We start from the raw sequence: 18,589 nt of genomic DNA, 5'->3' as shown, positions 1-18,589 counted from the left end.
GCGCTTTCTTGGCTACTGCATCGAAAAGTAGGCGCGTCCTCCGACGCGCCCGCCCCGGCCTGCGTTCGATGCGGCCGGGGCCTTTCTTAGGCTCTTATCGCGTTCGTTTTTGGTCGGGAATTGGAACAATCGGCAACACCGCGACGTGGCCGCCCCCGGACTGTGATTCGGGGCGGCATTTGATGTTTTCCGTAAAATGGCGCGCGCCCCCGGGAATGAGGCGGCGAGACCATGACGAGGTCAGAGCGCGCCCCGTTGCCCGCACCCTGCCGGCTCGCGGCTTCCCTCTCCCGGGAGAGGGTTTTCTCCAACGCGGAAATGCCCCGTACTGCGCGACGCGGTCCGGGGCGTTTTCTCGAAGGTTTCCCCGCGCGCCTTTGGGGGAGTGCTTACCGGGGGCAGGAAAGCGGCGCGCGGGGAATCTCGGATTTACTGGAACAGTTTCAGGATCAGCTGGGCGTTCTGGTTGGCGATCGACAGCGACTGGATGCCGAGCTGCTCCTGGGTCTGCAACGCCTGGAGCTGCTGGAGCTGGGTCGAGGCCGTATTCATGTTGGCGTCGACGAGGCCCGAGACGCCGGTCGCGTAGTCGGTCGTCAGGCTGGTGTTGAACGTGGACGCCGCGGTCATCCGGTCCTGGGTCGCGCCGATCAGGCCCGAATAGTTCTGCACGGCGGCAAGCGCCTGGTTGACAGCGTTCAGCGCGGTGCTTGCATTGGACGCGGTGATCATCGTTCCCGTGCCCGCGGACGTACCGAGCGTGGTGAGGTCAGTTCCATTCTGCGTCAAGAGACCCGACGTGGCATAGGTGGTCGTCGTGGAAACGGCCAACTCGCTGGCGTTGGCGAAGCTGGCTGCGCCAATCAGTTGGTTTCCACTCGCGTCGAGCGCCGTATAGGTCGCGGTCGTCTGGTTTCCGTTGGCGTCTACCGATTGAACCTGCAACTCCCCGGCGGTCGTGGCGGTCCCCGCTACATATATCGTAATTGTTGCCGTAGGTCGCTTTGAAGGTCGTCGGGAGCGTGGTGTTGGTTGTGTTGACCGCAAGCCCCTTCAAATTGGCTAGCGTGGTCGCATCGGTCACGGTCGATGTTGTCGAGACGGTCGAGGAGGCCGAGGAGGCTGCGGGCGTGACCGACGTGGACACGGCGAAGGAGGCGACCCCTGTGATGCCTTTCGCGCCATTGAACGTGCTGCCGGCGGCGCCGCTGGCGGTATAGGCAATGGCGTTTCCGTTCGCGTCCAGCGCCGTGTACGTCTTGGTGGTCAGATTTCCATTGGCGTCCACGGAGTTGACGATCGCCCTCGCGACGTTCCCCTGGCCCGTAGAGAACAAGATTTGAGGGCTGCTGACCGTCGGTGCGTTGGGATTCGCAGTTAAGGCAAGCAAGTTGGCAACAGCCGTCGCGTTGGCGACCGTCGAGGTGGTTGTGTTGGCCAGGGCCGCGGGCGTGTAGGTCGTCTGGACGTTCACGCTGGTGATAATCCCACCTGTCGCCGCGTCAGCCTGCAGGTTGCCGGTCTGGCCGGCGCCGGTGGCCGTGTACAAACTGGTGGTCGTGTTCCCGAACTTATCAACCGAGACCACAGTCATGGTGTCGTTGCCGCCGGTGGCGGTCGTCCCCTCGTAGAGCTGGTTCGAGCCGACGGTTGCCGCAGCGTAGCCGCCCTGGATGTTCTTCAGGTTGGTAATCTGGGCCGCGACGGAGATCGTCTGCGTCGTCGTTGACGCGGTCTGCTGCGCCCCGCCCGTAAGCGCCTGCGCCGTGAAATTGATCGTATTGACCGAGCCGCCCGTCGCGTTGGCGTTGAAGCCGGAGACGAAGTTCATCGTGGTCTGGCTGCCGTTAAGGACGTTCAGGCCGTTGAACGAGGCACCGTTGACCGCGTCGGTGAGCTGCTGGCCGAGCGAGGCGAGCGAGGTGTTGATGTTGGTGAGACTGGCGCCAGGATTCTGCGCCTGGGTGAGCTGGGTCGCCATCGAGTTCAGCGTCGTGATCACGGAATTGATGGCCGAGGTTGCGGTCCCCAGCACCGACTGGCCTTCCGAGAGCGCGGTGTTGGAAGCCGTGACGACGCCGCTGTCGGAGCTGAGCTGCTGGGCGATCGACCAGTAGGACGAGTTGTCCGACGCGTTCGCGACGGCGAGGCCGGTCGAGACCTGGCTCTGGACGGTGGCCAGCGACTGCTGCGTCATATTCAGGGCCTGAAGGGCGCTGAGCGCGGCGGCGTTGTGGAGAATCGAAGACATAAAGGGTGCTCCTCATCGGAAATGGCACGATTTTTCAGGTGACATTTCGGACTTGCACCGAGACGACGGGTTGGCGGCATGCCCTGGACTCCGATTCGAAGCCCAACCGTCGTGTTCGCCGGGGAGCGCGCGTGAAGCGGGCGCTCTTTTCCGGCGAGGCCAACCCTAGTGAGAACCCGCTAACGGGCAGTTAAGGACGCCCGAAAACGTCGAATTGTGCGGCGCAGCGCAATCCCGGCGCAAGCTCCCGCCGCAAGGATGGCCGCCGGCATTCTTCAACCGGTCGCGGGCGTGACGAATCTCCTGTCGCATGTGGAGCGGCTTTGGACGAACCTTCAGGGTTTGGGCGTCCGCCGCCTCGTTGCGCTCGCGGTGATCGGGCTCTCCGTCTTCGCCGTCACCGGCCTCGCCGGCTACTACCTCAGCCGGCCGGCCATGGAAACGCTCTATTCCGGGCTCGACCGCGACGATGTCGCCGCCATCGGCTCGGCGCTGCGCGAGGCGGGCGTCGCCTTCGACGTCAATGCGGAGGCGACATCGGTTCTGGTTTCCGCCGGGCAGGCCTCAACCGCGCGCATGATTCTCGCGGAGAAGGGCCTGCCGCGCGGCGGAGCGGTCGGCAACGAGCTGTTCGACAAACTCGGCTCGCTCGGCCTCACCTCGTTCATGCAGGATGTGACGCGGCTGAGGGCGCTCGAAGGCGAACTCGCGCGAACCATTCAGATGATGCGCTCGGTCAAGGCCGCGCGCGTCCACATCGTGCTCGCCGACGAAGGCTCCTTCCGCCGCGAGCGCCAACCGTCCTCGGCCTCGGTGGTGATTCGCACCGATGGTGGCGACGACCGCATGACCGGAGAGGCGATCCGCCATCTGGTCGCCTCGGCCGTTCCGGGCATGAAGCTCGACGACGTGACCGTACTCAACGTCGATGGCCGCCTGCTCGCCTCGGGCTCCGATTCGGTCGACAAATCGCCCGACAACCTGCTCGCCCTCGAGCGCGAAATGTCGCAGGAGATCCGCGAGGGCGTCTCCCGCACGCTGATCCCGTACCTCAGCGCGCGCAACTTCCAGATCTCGGTCGCCGCGCGCCTCAACGCCGACAAGACCCAGACCAACGAAACGATCTACAACCCCGACCAGCGCGTCGAACGCTCGGTGAGGGTGACCAAAGAGCAGCAGAGCTCGCAGAACGCAGCCGGATCGCAGCCTGCCGGCGTCGAGGCGAACCTCCCCAAGCAGAACGGCGCCGGGACGGAGCAGAAACAGTCGAACGACCAGACGCAGAAGCGCGAGGAGCTCACGAACTACGAAGTGTCGTCGAGGTCGATTCAAACGACCAGCGCCGGCTTCGTGATCCAGAACCTGTCGTTGGCCGTGCTCGTCAACCGCGCCGCATTGACGGCCTCGCTCGGCGACAAGCCGTCGCCCGAGGCGGTCGCGGCGCAGGTGAAGGAGATTGAGCAGCTCGTCGCCTCGGCCGCCGGCCTCGACAAGCAGCGCGGCGACGTCGTCAAGATTTCGGTTGTCGATTTCGTCGATTCGAGCCGCGACATGGAGCCGGCGCCGGGACCCTCGCTCGTCGAGATCGTGGCGCGACAGACGGGCTCCATCGTCAACGCCGGCGCGATCGTCCTCGTCGCGGCGATGCTGCTCTGGTTCGGCTTGCGCCCGGGCCTGAGGATGCTCCTCGCCGCGCCGCCCGTCCCCGCGGAGGCCGCGCTGGCCGGGCCGATGGCGTTGGCGGCGCCCGAAACGGGCCAGAACCTCCTGGTCGAAAGCGAGGCGGGGCGCGACGAATTCCTCGAGGCCCTCCTCGCCCGCCGTGACAACGGCCCCGAGCGCAAGCTGCTCAAGCTCGTCGAGTTCGACGAGAACCAGGCCGCAACCATCCTCAAGCAATGGATACGTCAGGGAGCGAACGGATGAAACCGGTGCCGATCGCGGACTATCTCGACCACATCGGACGGGGGCCCGGAGAAAAGGCCTCGCCGCGGCGCGAGGCCTCGCCGTTCCGGCCGCGCAGCCTGCAAAGCCTGCAGTCGCTCGAGCCGCGCGCGCCGGCGGCCTTCCCGCCGGCGTTCGAGCGGGCGGCCAAGGCCGTCGGCGCCGTGAAGCCCGAGGCGCTCGAGAAGCCGCAGCGCCCCTTGTGGGATCGCAAGCCGACGCCGATCGACGCCGCGCAACGCGAGTCGTTGGCCGCGCGCGAGGCGGCGAAGGCCGAGGAAATGGCCGTCCGGGTCGACGAGGCGCGCGCACGCGGCCGCGAGGAGGGCATGGCGCTCGGGCGCGTCGAGGCCGAAGAGCGCTTCGCCGCAGAGCGCGCCGCGATGCAGGAGCAGGCGATAATGGAGCGGCTGGAGTTCCAGCTCAACGAATACGCCCAGCTCGAGGCGATGGTGCGGGCGGGATTCGCTGAGGTCGAAGCCAATGTCGGGGCCGCGGTCGCCCGCATTCTTGGGCCGTTCCTGGTGAAGGAGGTGGTCCGCTACGCGTCCGACGAACTCGTCAAGGCCATCGGCCGGCTCGCCGCCGGCGGCTCGCCCGGCCTCATCACCATCCGCGGCCCGGAGCGCGTGCTGAGCCTGCTTCGCGACCGGATCGCCGACATGCCGGCCGAGATCGTTTTTGTCGAGGATGGCGGCGTGGAGGCGACGGTGGAGTGCAACGCCACGAGAATCGTCACCGAGCTCAAACCCTGGGCGGATCTGCTCGCCTCCGTCGACGCCTGAGCGCGGCCGATGAGCGGGCATCCAGAAATCGTCATCGTCCGGCGGCGCTCATCGCACGAGGGCGGCCATCACGGCGGCGCATGGAAGATCGCCTTCGCGGACTTCATGACCGCGATGATGGCGTTCTTTCTTGTGCTGTGGATCATCAGCGCGACGGACAAGAACACCAAGACGCTGATCGCGCGTTACTTCAATCCGGTGAAGTTGGAGGAGCCGGCCAAGGCGCAGAAAGGCATCCACGGCGCCCCGGAGCAGGACACCGACGCGCCCGGCCGCGATTCGGGCGCCCCCAACGGCGAGAAGTCGCGCTCGGCCCAGGGCGACGCCGCAAGCGGAAACGTGCCGGAAGCGCCGGAGGCTGAGCCCGGCGACCCGAAACAGAAGCACAAGGGAAAACTCGACCCGAAGGCGCCGCCGCCGGATCCGGCGCGGCCCAATCCAACCATGTCGGAGGCGGAGCTGTTCAGCGACCCCCGCGCGAGCCTCGACAAGATTGCTGGCGCCCCCCCGCCCGGGCCGCGAGTCGATCCCGCGGCCGCGCTGAAGGGCTACGGCGAGGTCGGCCCCAGCGCCGACGAGGCCTTCCGCGATACCTTCCGGCCGCTCGGCAGCGACAAGGCCATGAACGTGGTCGCGGCCGATCCCGGCGCGCCGGCCGCCCCCGAAGCGGCCAGCCAGGACGCGAGCCCCCCGGCGCCCGCGCCCGGGCTGGCGACCGGCGGGCCCGCAGACGCGTCCCTGGAGGGCCGCGTCAGGCCCGAGCCGAACGTCATGCCGTCGAACGGCGCCGGCGCTCAGGCGAAGAGCGGATCGTCCGGCGCCGACGACGCAAAGCCGCCGGCGGCGGAGGGGAAACCGCCTTCCGGGGAAGTGAAGCCGACTACGATGGACGCCGCGGAAGCGCGCGCGGCTGCGCTGCTCGCCGAGGTGAAGAAGCGTCTCGGGCCGGAGCTCCAGTCCCTTCCCGGTCCTGAACTGACTGTCGAGGTTACCGAAGAGGGCATCCTCATCAGTCTCACCGACCGGCAGAACTTTTCCATGTTTGCGCTGGGCTCAGCCGAGCCGCAGCCGCGCGTCGTGCGGATGATGGACGCGATCGCGATGAGCCTCGAAACCCTGCCCGGCACGATCGTCGTCCGCGGCCACACCGACGCGCGCCCCTACCGTTCCGCCACCTATGACAATTGGCGCCTGTCCTCGGCGCGGGCGCAGATGGCCTATTACATGCTGAGCCGGGGAGGCGTCCCGGACAAGCGGTTCGACCGCATCGAGGGCTTCGCCGATCATCGCCTGAAAGACGCCGCCCATCCGCTGGCGGCGGAGAACCGGCGCATCGAAATCCTCCTGCGCGAGGCGAAGCCGTGAGGCCGCTCGCCCGCCTTGCTGTGGCGCTCGCAGTGATCGCGCTTCAACCCTCGTCTCGCGCCGGGGCCGAGCCGCACGCCGCCGGCGAACCTCCAAACTTCTCGGCGATGTCGGACGACCTGCAACGCCTCCAGACCCGGATCGCCGAGGGTGACCGATCGGCCTATCCGGCGGAGGTCGCCGAACTGACGGCGATGGCTGCAGCGATCGCGGCCGCGCCGCCCGAAACCTGGGCCGGCAAGCGCGAGGCCGGTTCGCTCGTCATTTATATGCTCAGCCGCGGCGCGCTCGCTCCGGTCGTTCCGGTCGTCAAGGAAGACTCGCTCCCTGTTCCGGAGCGGGCGCTGGCCCGCGGCGCGCTCGCCTATGTCACCAACCACGAGGCCGACGCGCTCGAGCTGCTCGCCCCTGTCGATCTCTCCACGCTCGACGTCCGGCTTGCGGGACCGGTCGCTTTCGCGCGATCGGTGCTGAAGACGCGGCGCGATTCGAAAGCCGCGGTCGCCGATCTCGACTGGGCGCGGCTCGTCGCCCCGGGCGGCCTCGTCGAGGAGGCCGCCTTGCGTCGGGAGATCGCCCTGCTCGCCGAGGCGCACGACGCTCCGCGCGTCGCGTTGTTGACCCGGCAATACGCGACGCGTTTCCCCGCCTCGCTCTACGCCCCGGACTTCTTCCACGATCTTGCTCGCCGAATCGCGAGCACGGGGCTGGCCGACGATCCGGTCAATTATCGCCTCCTGTCCGACGCCGCGGCGCGCCTCCCGGCCGACGGTCGCCGAGATTTTGTGCTGACGCTCGCGCGCGCGGCCGCGCTGAACGGACGGTTCGACGCCGCCGAGGCCGCCGCCGGCGAGGCCCTTCAGCATTCGGCGGCGGGCAGCGCCGATGAAGCGCGCGGGCGCCTCTACCTCGGCGCGGGCCGGATTTTTTCCGACGCCTACGACGCGGCGGTCGCCGACCTGCAGGGCATCGCCTCCGCGAAGCTCGACCGTTCCGACGCGGCCCTGCTGGCCGCCGTGCGCAACGTCGCTGTGCAATTGCGTGCTGCGCCCGCCGCCGCATCCGTCGTATCCCAGGCGGCGGCATCGGGCGACGCCAGCAAGGACGGAGAGGCCGCGACGATTACGAAGGTCGAGGACGCGCTGCGGCGGACGGACAGTCTGGTCGCGGCGGATGGGAGCCGCGCGCCATGACCGTCGTCGCCTCCGCCGCGGCGCCCGCCGCGACCAGCTTGCAAGTCGCTCCTCACGTTCACGCGGGCGGCGCCGGCCACCACGCCTTCTCCGCCGAGGTTGACGCGCTGATGACCGGGAACGGCAACGCCCGATCGACAGATGAGGAGCGGAAGCCAACCCCTGACGATGCGGCTGACGCTCCCGCGCGTCAGACGGCCGACTTGCGCGCCGCGCTGGCGTCTTTGTCGGCCGTCCCGGCAAGCGCCGCCCCGGCGACCACGGCGGCCGGCGACTCCGATGCGGGCGCTTCGCCGTCGCGAACGTCCCTGTCGCCGAACGCCGCGCCGTCGCTCGGCTCGGCGAGCCTCGACGCGTCGGCTCCGGCGCAGGCCTCGTTGGGGCCCAAGCTTACAGCCGAGCGGTCGTATCTCGCGCCCGCCGCTTTTGCGAACTTTGCCGACGCGGACCTTCCAGCGCCGAGCCCGAATACGGCGGCTCAGGCCGATTCGCGGTCGGGAGGCGGGTCGGAAACCTCATCAGCCGGCCCCGAGACCGGCGCCGGTTCTAAATTCGACCCGCTCGTCGGGGCCGTCGTCGGGAGCGGCGACGCCCCCATCGCGGCGTCCGTCCGGGGGGACGCCGTCGCTTCCGGTGAGCCGCTCCGCGCTCCGCCAGCCGTCGCGAACGCCGGCGACGCGCCCCGCACCTCGACCGCGCAACGCTCGTCAGCCGCCGCAAGGGCGGGGATGCAGCCGCGAGCTTTCGAATCCGCCGCGGCGGTCCGCCCGCGTCCCGCACGCGAAGCCGGATCGGCGACAGCGGGCGGAACTGGGCCCGCCGCGCGTTCCGCCGGCGCCGTCTCGACGTCGGACGCTTCGAGCGGGCCGGGCGATCGGGCGCAGGATTACGTGGCCGCGGGCCGACAGACGCCGCACGCGAACGGGGCGGGCGCAGCGACGAATTTTGCCGCCGACGCGGCCTCGGTCGGCGCGCCGCCGGCGCAAACGGCCCCGGCGCCGTCCGAACCGGCGACTCAGGCGGCCGAGACGACTGGACAGACGAGCGCTCCGACGGCGCCGGCGCAAGCCGCGACACGGGTGCGGGAGATCGACCTCGATCTTTCGCCGAGCGGGATCAAGGACGCGTCGATGACGGTGCGCCTCGCAGGCGACAAACTCGGCGTCGTCATCCGGGCGGCGAGCGGCGAGACCGCGGCGACGCTCGAGGGCGCGCGCGACGCGATTGCCGAGCGGCTGGCGGCAATCGGCCAGCCGGTCAGCTCCCTCATCATCCAGCAGACGGGCGCGAACGATGCGACGGGCAAGGCGGATCCATCGGCCGGCGACGGCGACGGCGGCGCACGCGAAGGCCAGGGCGGCGATGGGGGCGATCCACGCGGGGCTCGTCGCGGCGCTTCTCGGTTCTAGCCCGGTCGTCGCCGGCTCGCTCGCCTGCGAGCGCGAGATGACGCGGGCGGCGGCTGAGAGCGGCGTCCCGCTCAACGTGCTGTTTTCGGTCGGCCTCACCGAGACCGGACACAGGGGCGAGCTCGGCCCCTACGACATGAACGTCGACGGGCGCGAGGTCCACTCCGAGACGCTTCAGGAGGCGATGGCGCGGTTTGCGGCGGCGCGGGCGCAGGGGGCGCATTTCATCGACGTCGGCTGCATGCAGATCAACGTCCATTTTCATGGGGAGCGCTTCGCCTCGCTGGCCGACATGTTTGATCCGGCGCGCAACGTCGATTATGCGGCGAATTTCCTGAAAGCGCTCAAGGTCGAAACGGGCGCCTGGACGCTGGCGGTCGCCCGCTATAACGCAGGCCCGAACAATCCGCAGGCCGAGCGAACTTACGTGTGCGCGGTCATCCGCAACATGGTCGCGAGCGGATTCGGCAGATGGACCGAAAGCGCCAGGGCGCTCTGCCGCTAAAGCGCGCTGCAATTGGGTGGAGTCCCGCTTGCGGAATGAGGGGGCAGGGACTGGCCGCGGGCCGAGGAGATAAGCGGCGTCGGTCTGCCCCGGTCACACGGCGAGCGCCTGCCGAGCGCGCGATTTCCGCCTCGTCGGCCCTCCCACCGCGCCAAGTCGCGCGAGCGCGCTCCATGATCCCGGCGACGGCGACCGGTGCGCAGGACGTGTTGAGGACCGTGACCGCGCTGACCTCCTCGGTCAGCATCAGTCGCGCCACCTGGCGGATCGTCTGGGTTTCGGAGGCGACTATCGCCGGAGCATTCACCAGATCGCCAGCGTGCAGATAGGGGCGCTCTCGGATCGTTCGCGCCTCAAGACAGATTCTCTCGTCATGTTCTGTGCTTCAGCCCCCTGAGGACCGCGCCGGTTTGCCGAAGTCGCGCCGTAGGGCTCGGACACCGAGAGGGCGGCTTGCCGACGCGGCCATCATATCGGGAGACCCGACGCCTTCGCGGCGGCGCGGACGCCGTACGACCAGCGGTCGCGCGAGAGCATTCGGCGAGCCGACCGACCAACGCGCGGCTCCGACGCCGAACGCTCATCAAATTGAGATGGATCAAATCAGCCGGTCGCCGATTCCGACAGTATCGAGACTTGGCGGGTCTGCCCTTGCGGGTTCGCAAACCTGCGGGGCCGATGGCCTGCGATCGCCGGCGCGGCGACCAGACAGCGTCGGCGGCGATGAAAGGCGGAGCGATGTCGGCGGCCTCGACGGCAAGCGAGGCCGCAGAGGGCTGTTTACGCCTCAAAGAGGCCCCGCGACAATTTGCGCATCGCCCAAAGTCGGATTAGGCATTCACGCCGCCGCCCGTCAGCGCTATTTGTCCAAGCGGAACGAACAACCAAAACGAGAAGGAGGAGGACAACCGGGGTTCGCACCCGCGCTCGCGAGTTTTGGGCGGTTTGACGACATCCGCCACAGCCTGAAAACCGCGCTAGACGTCGGCGCCCCTTAGCCAAGGGAACTAAGCTCCGTCGTGGTGAGGATGCGACAGCGGATCCTCAAGGGAACACATGACCGCAAAATATCCTGGCGTGGAGAGCGTCATCAACGGCAACGGCGCGGTAGCGGAAGTCATGAGCCGCGTCTGCGGCGGCGTGATCGGCTATCCGATCACCCCCTCGACCGAAATCTCGGAAATCTATGAGGCCTTCCGCGCCAACGGCGGAATCAACGTCTGGGGCAAGCACCCCTTCTTCTTCGAGCCGGAAGGCGAGCATTCGGCGCAGAGCGGCGCGCTCGGCGCGGCGCTCACCGGCGGCAAATACGTCTCCAACGCCTCGTCCAGCCAGGGCATCCTGTACGGGATGGAGTCCCATTACGTCACCGTCGGCAAGAAGGTCGGTGGCTTCGTCCTGCAGGTCGCGGCGCGCGTCGTCTCCAAGCACTCGCTCAACGTGATGGCGGGTCACGATGACGTCTATGCGCTGCTGCAGTCCGGCTACACCATTCTTTTCGGCAGCAACCCGCAGGAAGCGGCCGACCTCGCCGCGATCTCCTATCGGCTGAGCGCCCTGTCGCTGATCCCGGTGGTCAACGCGATGGACGGCTTCGCCACCAGCCACATGCTGTCGGAAGCGCTGATGCCTGAGCCCGAGCTTTTGCGCGAATTCCTCGGCGACCCGGCGGGCCGGATCAAATGCCCTACGGTCGCGCAGGACATGCTGTTCGGTGCCAAGGGCCGCGCCTTCCAGCTCCGCCAGTATCTCGTGCGGGTCGGCGACGGCTTTGCGCCCGAGGACCTCAGGAAGCTCCGCGACTTCCTCACCGCCAACGAGGCGGCGGTCGAGACGGACACGGCCGGCGCGCTCATCGAACCGACGCTCGCATGGGTGCCCGAGGAATTGCGCGCCCCGTGGCGGCGCCAGTGGCTGAACGCTCACGAGAAGGGCACGCGCCAGCTCGTCCCGGCGCTTGTCGACGTCCACAATCCCGGCGTCACCGGCGGCGTGCAGAACCAGCCCGACTTCCGGGCCGGCTCCGTCGACCATCGCACCCATTTCGTCAGCGAAGTCCCGCACATCGCCCGCGAGGTGATGAAGGAGTACAGCACGCTGACAGGTCGCGAATACGCGCCGATCAAGACCTACTTCTGCGACGACGCCGAATATGTAATGGTGGGCTTGGGTTCGGTCACCGACGACGTGCAGGCGGTCGCGGCGCATCTGCGCGCGGGAGGCAAGAAGGTCGGCGTCGTCTCGGTCAAGCTTTTGCAGCCGTTCCCTGAGGCCGAGGTCGTCGCCGCGCTCGCCGGCAAGAAGGCGGTTACGGTGCTTGAGCGCTCGGACGTGACCGCGCTCACCACCTCCGTCCGCGAAGCCCTGTTCAAGGCGCACGAGAACGTCGACGGCGAACGCCATCCCGGCATTCCGCCGCTCGCCAATCCGCCCAAGATCACGACCGCGATTTTCGGCCTCGGCGCGCACGACCTGCAGCCGCGCCATCTCGTCGCGGCGTTCAAGAACATGGAGACGCGCAACGCGCCGTTCGTCTATCTCGGCTCGCAGTTCTACGCCAAGAACCCGCCACCGAAGCTCGCCGAATTGCAGGCGAGGCTGAAGGCCGCCTATCCCGACACCGAGTTTATGGCGCTCGAGACCGAGCCGAACCCGGTCCTCCTGCCGAAGTCGGCGTTCCGCATCCGCTTCCATTCGGTCGGCGGCTACGGCACCATCGCGACCGGCAAGCTGCTCACCGACATTCTCGCCGGCGCGCTCGACCTGCATTCCCGGGCTGCGCCGAAATACGGATCGGAGAAGAGCGGCGCGCCGACCAACTACTACATCACGCTGAGCCCCGACCCGGTGCTGATCACCAACGCCGAGCTCGAGGACGTCGAACTCGTCGTCTCGCCCGACCATAAGGTGTTCAGCCACTCGAATCCGCTGCGCGGGCTCGCTGAAGGCGGCACGTTCATCCTCCAGTCGAACCTCGACGCCGTCGCGGTCTGGAAGGAGCTGCCGGAGCAGGCGCGCAAGACCATCCGTGACAAAAAGATCAAAGTCTTCATCATCGACGCCTTCGAAGTCGCCAAGAAGCATGCGCCGACCGCCGAACTCGAGACGCGCATGATGGGCATCGCCTTCATCGGCGCAGTTTGCGGCAGCTTCGAACGCGTCACCGAGGGCGCGACCGAAGAGGCGGTGCTGAACAAGATCCGCCAGCAGATCGCCAAGAAGTTCGGCGCCAAGGGCGGACCGGTCGTCGAAGGCAACATGGCGGTGATCCGCGACGGCCTGAAGGCGACCCGCAAGCTCGACTATGAGCAGCCCGAATTCGCCGAGGTCGAAAAGGGGACCGCGCGAAAGAGCGACCGCACGGTCGCCATTTCGGCGTCGATGTGCCGCGCTGGGCGGTCGCCCGCGCAATCGGGCTTCCTCGACGCCGAGTATTTCGACGAGGTCATGGGATCGGCGTTCCGGGACGGCACGATCGCCGAGGCGCCGGTCCTGCCGGGAACGGGACTGTTCATTCCGGCCGGCAGCGCGGCCTTCAAGGACAAGGGCCTGTTCCGCCGCAACGCGCCCGAGTTCATTGCGGACTTGTGCACCGGATGCATGGAATGCGCGCTCGTCTGCCCGGACGCCGCGATCCCGAACACGGTCCACGACATCCGCGACCTCATGATGTCGGCCATCAAACAGCTCGACATCGCCGAGAGCCAGCGCGAGGCCCTCAGACGCGAGGTCTTTCCGCTCGCCGACGCGGTCCGCGAGGTCTACCGCAACGAGAAGGAGCCGCCGCCTCTCCATGAAATCGTCCGTCAGGCGGCCGAGAAGCTCGACGTCGAGAATCCGGTCACGCGCGGCCACCTCGCGCGGCTCGCCGGCGCGCTTTCGACTTTCCCGGTCGCCAAGACGCGGCCGTTCTTCGACGCCATGGAGAAGGCCCATCCGGGGAGCGGCGGCCTGTTCTCGGCCGCGGTCGATCCGTGGAAGTGCACCGGCTGCCTCGAATGCGTCGACGTCTGCGGCCCGCACGCGCTCGTCGCGCGCGAGCAGGACGAAGCGCTCGTCGAGACGCTCGAGTCGCGCTTCGACTTCCTGAGCCGGCTGCCCAACACGCCGGCGCGCTTCATTGAAGGCGCGGTCCAGCCCGACGGCGACACCAAGCGCCTGATGCTCGACCGCAACAACTACTACGCCACCACCGGCGGCCACGGCGCCTGCCGCGGTTGCGGCGAGGTGACCGCGATCCGGCTGGTGACGGGCACGAACCACGCCATCCACGACAAGCGGCGCAAGGACAACATGCGCCAGGTCGAAGGCCTGATCGAGAAGCTCAACGCCAAGCTGCCATCGGCTGAGGACACCGAGCGCGATCCGCACCGGCGCGATCGTATCCGGGACGTGATCGCGACGCTCGAGAAGCGGCTCTACCTGCTCGAGAGCGGACCCAGAGGGCACGGGCCGGCGAGCGCGGTCATCGCCAACGCGACCGGCTGCTCGAGCGTCTACGCCTCGACCTTCCCGTTCAACCCCTACAACGACCCGTGGGTGAACAGCCTGTTCCAGGACACGCCCGCGGTCGCCAAGGGCGTGTTCGAGGGCCTGGGGGCGGAGGCGGCGGGCGACATCCGCGCGCTGCGCATCGCCGAGCTCGAACTCGGCGATGAGTACGATCCGGAGACGCACGACCGCTTCTTCCGCACCTTCAGCTGGGCCGACTTCTCGCAGGAGGAGATGGGCCAGATGCCGACCGTGATCAGCATGGGCGGCGACGGCGCGACCTACGACATCGGCTTCGGCGCGTTGTCGCGCGTGCTCAGCACCACGACTCCGATCAAGGTCGTCGTGCTCAACAGCGGGGCCTATTCGAACACCGGCGGCCAGGCCTCGACCGCGAGCCTCACAGCGCAGGACTCGGACCTCTCCCGGTTCGGCGCCGCCCACCACGGCAAGCAGGACGAGCGCAAGGAACTCGCGCTGCTCGCCGCGTTCCACCCGAACGTCTACGTGGTGCAGAGCTGCCCGGCGCTGCAGGGGCATTTCCTCAAGCATGTGGTCGAGTTTCTCAACCATAACGACTCGCCCGCCGTTCTCGACGTCTATACGCCGTGCCAGGGCGAGCAGGGGATCGCTGATCCGCTGGCCAACCGCCATGCGCGGCTCGCCGTCGAGAGCCGGATGAGTCCGGTGTTCGTGCACGATCCGCGCCGCGGCGCGAGCCTGCATGAGCGCTTCTCGCTCGAGGGAAACCCCGACGTCGACAAGGACTGGGCGATGGGCACGGTCGAGTACGTGGAGGATGGCCAGACGAAGCTGCTCGAGGTCCCGATGACCCCGGCCGACTTCGCGTTGTCCGAAGGGAGGTTCCGCAAGCAGTTCCGCCGTCTGGCCGCCGACGCCGCCGACGTTCCGATCCACGAATACATCGATCTCAGCCCCGCGGAGCGGGAGGGCAAGACGCCGTTCGTCTGGTCGATCGACGACGACAGGAAGCTGATCAAAGCGGAAGTGTCGCAGGACCTCGTCCATCTCGTGCGGGAGCGCCGGCGCAACTGGCGCAGCCTGCAGGTGCTCGCCGGCCTCGACGTCCAGAAGCTCGACAGCGATCATCACGTCGAGATGGAGGCGCTGCAGCTGCAGCTCAAGGAAGCGACGGAAGCGCGCGAGTCCTCGATCGACTCGATCGCGCGCGCCATGTCCGAGCTCGCGGCCTCCTCCAAGGCGCCGCCGATCGCGGCCTTCGCGCCGAGCGCGCCTACCGGCGCGGTGACGCGGCTGATCGGCGGGGCGCCGGCGTCGGCCCCTGCCGCGGCGCCGGTCGCTGACGTCAGCGGAGCGCCGGTGTCGCTTGCGGACGAGGACGTCGCCAAGTGCTCCAACTGCAAGACCTGCTACCAGGAGATCCCGGAGCTGTTTGAAAAGACCCGCATCGTCGTCAACGGCGAGACCAAGGAAGTCGGGCACCTCATCCCGGGCGCTCTGGCGCGCGTGAAGGTCACGCCGGAACTGAAGGCGAAGATCGCCCGCGTCGCCGCCAACTGCGATTCGGAGATCATCCATGAGTGTTGAGACGAAAACGGCCACGGACGCCGAACTCGACCGCTACCGGCAGGCCGCGAACGCCCTCGAGGCGACGCGGAGCGAGGTCGAAGAGCTCGAGCACACCGAGGCCTTCGACGTGTTCCAGAAGCAGCTTCAGCTCCTGCGCAAGCGGCTTCTGAACAGCCCGCATTCGCTTCGCCAGATGTTCGTCGACGACGGCATGCAGGCGATCGTCTGGGAGTTCAAGCAGGACGAGCTCGGCCCCGAGTTCACCAAGACGCTGTGGCGCCTGCTGTTGCGCGACGACGACATGAGCGGGCTGCTCCTGCGCTTCATCTGGAACGTGCCGCTCAAGTTCAAGCGCAAGTTCATCATTGCGATCGACAAGTATCTCTCCGACCGCTACCCGATGTTCAAGGGCCTGTCGCAGGGCTGGCCCGGGCAGAACGGCATCCCGCCCTACATCCGCTCGCCGGAGGAGCGGGCGCGCGACTTCCAGCTCGTGAACCAGGGCTATCTCGGCTACATGAACCTCGGCTACAGCGCGCGCGAGGTCGATCTGCTCGTCTGGCTCGAGACGCTGCGCGACAAGCAGTGCGAGGACCGCGCCTGCGAGTTCGGCGTGCCGAGGCCGGGCCGCGAGCCGAAGGGCGGCTGCCCGGTCAAGATCCACATCCCCGAGATGCTGCAGCTCGTCGGCACGGGCAAGTTCCGGGAAGCGCTGCGGCTGATCGAGTCGCTGAACCCGCTGCCCGACGTCACCGGCCGCGTCTGCCCGCAGGAGCTGCAGTGCCAGGGCGTGTGCACGCTGACCGGCCGGCCGCTCGAGATCGGCCAGCTCGAATGGTTCTTGCCCGAGCGCGAGAAGATCGTGCGCCCCAACGCCGATGCGGAGCGGTGGAAGAACTGGGTCAGCCCCTGGGCCAAGGCCGAGATGCCGCCGATCGCGGTGGTCGGCTCCGGGCCGGCTGGTCTCATCAACGCCTATCTCCTGTCGGCCAAGGGCTTCCCCGTCACCATATTCGAAGCGTTCCATGATCTCGGCGGCGTGCTGCGCTACGGCATCCCGGAGTTCCGGCTGCCCAACACGCTGATCGACGACGTGGTGCGCAAGATCCGGCTGCTCGGCGGGCGGTTCGTCACCAACTTCGTGGTCGGCAAGACCGCGACGCTCGAGGACCTCAAGGACAACGGCTTCTGGAGGATCTTCGTCGGCACCGGCGCGGGCCTGCCGCGCTTCATGAACGTTCCGGGCGAGCATCTGCTCGGCGTGATGTCGGCCAACGAGTTCCTGACCCGCGTCAATCTCATGCAGGCGCGGTTCGAAGACTACGACACGCCGCTCCCCGAGGTGAAGGACAAGAACGTTATCGTCATCGGCGGCGGCAACACCGCCATGGACGCGGCCCGCACCGCCAAGCGCCTCGGCGGAATCGTGACGATCGTCTATCGCCGCACGCAGGCTGAAATGCCGGCTCGCGTCGAGGAGCTGCACCACGCGCTCGAGGAAGGAATCGCGCTGAAAGTTCTGCGCTCGCCGAGCGAGTTTTTGAGCGAGAAGTCCGCGCATGTCTGCCACGCCACGCTCGAGGTGATGGAGCTCGGGCCGCCCGACGCCTCGGGTCGGCGCGCGCCGGTCGCAACCGGCAAGACCGAGACCATGCCGGTCGACCTTGTCGTCATGGCGCTCGGCAACGCCTCGAACCCGATCATCAAGAACAGCGAGCCGGACCTGAAGACGTCGAAGTGGGGGACGATCACGGTCGACGGCGGGTCGCAGAAGACGTCGCTCGAGGGCGTCTTTTCCGGCGGCGACGCGACTCGCGGCGGCGCAACCGCCGTTCTCGCGGCCGGCGACGGCCAGGCGGCGGCGCGCGAGATCGTCGGCGACATCCCGTTCTCTAAGCCTGAGATCGTGGAGATGGTCGAGAAGGCGTCCCACTATACCGACCTCGCCCAGGCGCCGCAGACCATTCTCAAGAAGGTCAACCTCGCCGAAGGCATCGTCGAGATCCGGGTGCGTTCGCCGATGATCGCCAAGTCCGCGCGGGCCGGGCAATTCGTGCGGGTGCTGCCGACGCCGAAGGGCGAGCTTATTCCGCTCACCCTGGCCGATTGGGATGCGAAGGCGGGTACGATCGACCTCGTCATTCAGGCGGTCGGCGCGAGCTCGATCGGCATCAATGCGATGGAGGTCGGCGAGGCCTTCACCGGCATCGCCGGGCCGCTCGGCCAGCCCAGCAAGCTGCATCGCTACGAGGGCGAGAAGACCGTGGTGTTCTGCGCCGGCGGCCTCGGGCTGCCGCCGGTCTATCCGATCCTGAGAAGCCACCTCAAGCTCGGCAATCACGCCACCCTCATTTCCGGCTTCCGCACCGCCGGCGCGCTCTTTTGGACGGGCGAGGGCGAGCGGGTGGACGGGCTGCAGAAGGAGTTCGGCGACCGGCTCCGGGTGATCTACGCCACCAACGACGGCACGTTCGGGGTCAAGGGCTTCGTCACCGGGCCGCTCGAGGAGCTTTTGAAGGAGAATGCGGAGGGCAAGGGCCGTAAGGTCGCGGAAGTGATCGCCATCGGGCCGCCGCTCATGATGCGCGCGATCAGCGACCTGACCAAGCCTTACGGCGTGCCGACGGTCGCGAGCCTCAACGCCATCATGGTCGACGCGACCGGAATGTGCGGCGCCTGCATGGTGCCGGTGACGATCGACGGCAAGATGGTGCGCAAGCACGCCTGCATCGATGGCCCCGAGCTCGACTCGCACATCATCGACTGGGACAAGTTTTTGCCGCGCTTCATGCAGTTCAAGGCGCAGGAAAAAGAGAGCATGGCCCGCCACCACTTGGCCTGACGCGACGCAGAGGGCGATCGAACGGCCCGGTGCAAGCCGGGCCGTTCCGCTTCTCGCGTGACTTCAAGGCCGCGCGCCGGTCTTCCCCAAAGTCTCGCGCGCCGCCGCAGGCGACGCCTTTTCGGATGGCTCAATTCGCGTTAGCGAGGCATAGCCCGAATCTGTTCGAATCGGCCGCGTTCTGATGGAGGTTTTCATGGAGCACCGGGCCTGTCGGGCGAGGCATGTGGAGGTTGACGACCTGAGAGAAGCG

General features: G+C 67.8%; 10 protein-coding genes. 8 read left to right on the top strand and 2 right to left on the bottom strand.

Features of this window, described 5'->3' with window-relative positions:
• Nucleotides 1–429: 429 nt before the first annotated feature.
• Entirely contained in the window at nt 430–732 is a 303-nt protein-coding gene (locus tag ACLP25_RS13085; protein ID WP_442469626.1) for a flagellin, read from the bottom strand.
• A 37-nt stretch (nt 733–769) separates the two neighbouring features.
• The gene (locus ACLP25_RS13080) at nt 770–2,251 is read right to left on the bottom strand and encodes a flagellin N-terminal helical domain-containing protein (RefSeq protein ID WP_442469625.1); all 1,482 of its coding nucleotides are present in this window, start codon (nt 2,249–2,251) and stop codon (nt 770–772) included.
• Nucleotides 2,252–2,509: 258 nt separating this feature from the next.
• On the opposite strand from ACLP25_RS13080, the gene fliF reads away from it, so the two are divergent.
• The 8 genes from fliF (at nt 2,510) to ACLP25_RS13040 (ending at nt 18,336) form a co-directional block, all read left to right on the top strand.
• Nucleotides 2,510–4,177, top strand: coding sequence for a flagellar basal-body MS-ring/collar protein FliF (fliF, locus tag ACLP25_RS13075; RefSeq protein ID WP_442469624.1), 1,668 nt, complete (start codon nt 2,510–2,512; stop codon nt 4,175–4,177).
• Nucleotides 4,174–4,980, top strand: coding sequence for a hypothetical protein (locus tag ACLP25_RS13070; RefSeq protein WP_442469623.1), 807 nt, complete (start codon nt 4,174–4,176; stop codon nt 4,978–4,980). The genes fliF and ACLP25_RS13070 overlap by 4 nt, the downstream gene beginning before the upstream one ends.
• A 9-nt stretch (nt 4,981–4,989) precedes the next feature.
• A complete protein-coding gene (locus ACLP25_RS13065) occupies nt 4,990–6,345 on the top strand; it encodes a MotB family protein (RefSeq protein ID WP_442469622.1) in 1,356 nt (451 codons plus the stop codon).
• Nucleotides 6,342–7,538, top strand: a complete 1,197-nt coding sequence (locus ACLP25_RS13060) for a hypothetical protein (RefSeq protein ID WP_442469621.1) — start codon at nt 6,342–6,344, stop codon at nt 7,536–7,538. The genes ACLP25_RS13065 and ACLP25_RS13060 overlap by 4 nt, the downstream gene beginning before the upstream one ends.
• Nucleotides 7,535–8,947 (top strand): hypothetical protein, encoded by a 1,413-nt coding sequence (locus tag ACLP25_RS13055; RefSeq protein WP_442469620.1) that lies wholly within the window; start codon nt 7,535–7,537, stop codon nt 8,945–8,947. The genes ACLP25_RS13060 and ACLP25_RS13055 overlap by 4 nt, the downstream gene beginning before the upstream one ends.
• A complete protein-coding gene (locus ACLP25_RS13050; protein ID WP_442469619.1) occupies nt 8,901–9,452 on the top strand; it encodes a transglycosylase SLT domain-containing protein in 552 nt (183 codons plus the stop codon). The genes ACLP25_RS13055 and ACLP25_RS13050 overlap by 47 nt, the downstream gene beginning before the upstream one ends.
• Before the next feature lie 1,056 nt (nt 9,453–10,508).
• Nucleotides 10,509–15,512 carry a 2-oxoacid:acceptor oxidoreductase family protein gene (locus tag ACLP25_RS13045; protein ID WP_442469618.1) on the top strand — a complete coding sequence of 1,668 codons (5,004 nt, stop codon included), beginning with the start codon at nt 10,509–10,511 and terminating at the stop codon, nt 15,510–15,512.
• On the top strand, nt 15,502–18,336 hold the full coding sequence (locus ACLP25_RS13040) for a sulfide/dihydroorotate dehydrogenase-like FAD/NAD-binding protein (RefSeq protein WP_442469617.1): 2,835 nt from the start codon (nt 15,502–15,504) through the stop codon (nt 18,334–18,336). The genes ACLP25_RS13045 and ACLP25_RS13040 overlap by 11 nt, the downstream gene beginning before the upstream one ends.
• Nucleotides 18,337–18,589 lie beyond the last annotated feature (253 nt).

This window comes from Roseiarcus sp. (assembly GCF_052145395.1).
Lineage (GTDB): Bacteria > Pseudomonadota > Alphaproteobacteria > Rhizobiales > Beijerinckiaceae > Roseiarcus.
The sequence above is the reverse complement of the archived record's forward strand: the minus strand, read 5'-3'. Positions and strand labels throughout refer to the sequence as shown.

Bases quoted from the DNA above. Each gene is read 5' to 3' on its own strand.
- ACLP25_RS13065 (WP_442469622.1), top strand. From the start codon at position 4,990: ATGAGCGGGCATCCAGAAATCGTCATCGTCCGGCGGCGCTCATCGCAC.
- ACLP25_RS13070 (WP_442469623.1), top strand. From the start codon at position 4,174: ATGAAACCGGTGCCGATCGCGGACTATCTCGACCACATCGGACGGGGG.
- ACLP25_RS13045 (WP_442469618.1), top strand. From the start codon at position 10,509: ATGACCGCAAAATATCCTGGCGTGGAGAGCGTCATCAACGGCAACGGC.
- ACLP25_RS13055 (WP_442469620.1), top strand. From the start codon at position 7,535: ATGACCGTCGTCGCCTCCGCCGCGGCGCCCGCCGCGACCAGCTTGCAA.
- ACLP25_RS13050 (WP_442469619.1), top strand. From the start codon at position 8,901: ATGGGGGCGATCCACGCGGGGCTCGTCGCGGCGCTTCTCGGTTCTAGC.
- fliF (WP_442469624.1), top strand. From the start codon at position 2,510: ATGGCCGCCGGCATTCTTCAACCGGTCGCGGGCGTGACGAATCTCCTG.
- ACLP25_RS13080 (WP_442469625.1), bottom strand. From the start codon at position 2,251: ATGTCTTCGATTCTCCACAACGCCGCCGCGCTCAGCGCCCTTCAGGCC.
- ACLP25_RS13085 (WP_442469626.1), bottom strand. From the start codon at position 732: ATGATCACCGCGTCCAATGCAAGCACCGCGCTGAACGCTGTCAACCAG.
- ACLP25_RS13040 (WP_442469617.1), top strand. From the start codon at position 15,502: ATGAGTGTTGAGACGAAAACGGCCACGGACGCCGAACTCGACCGCTAC.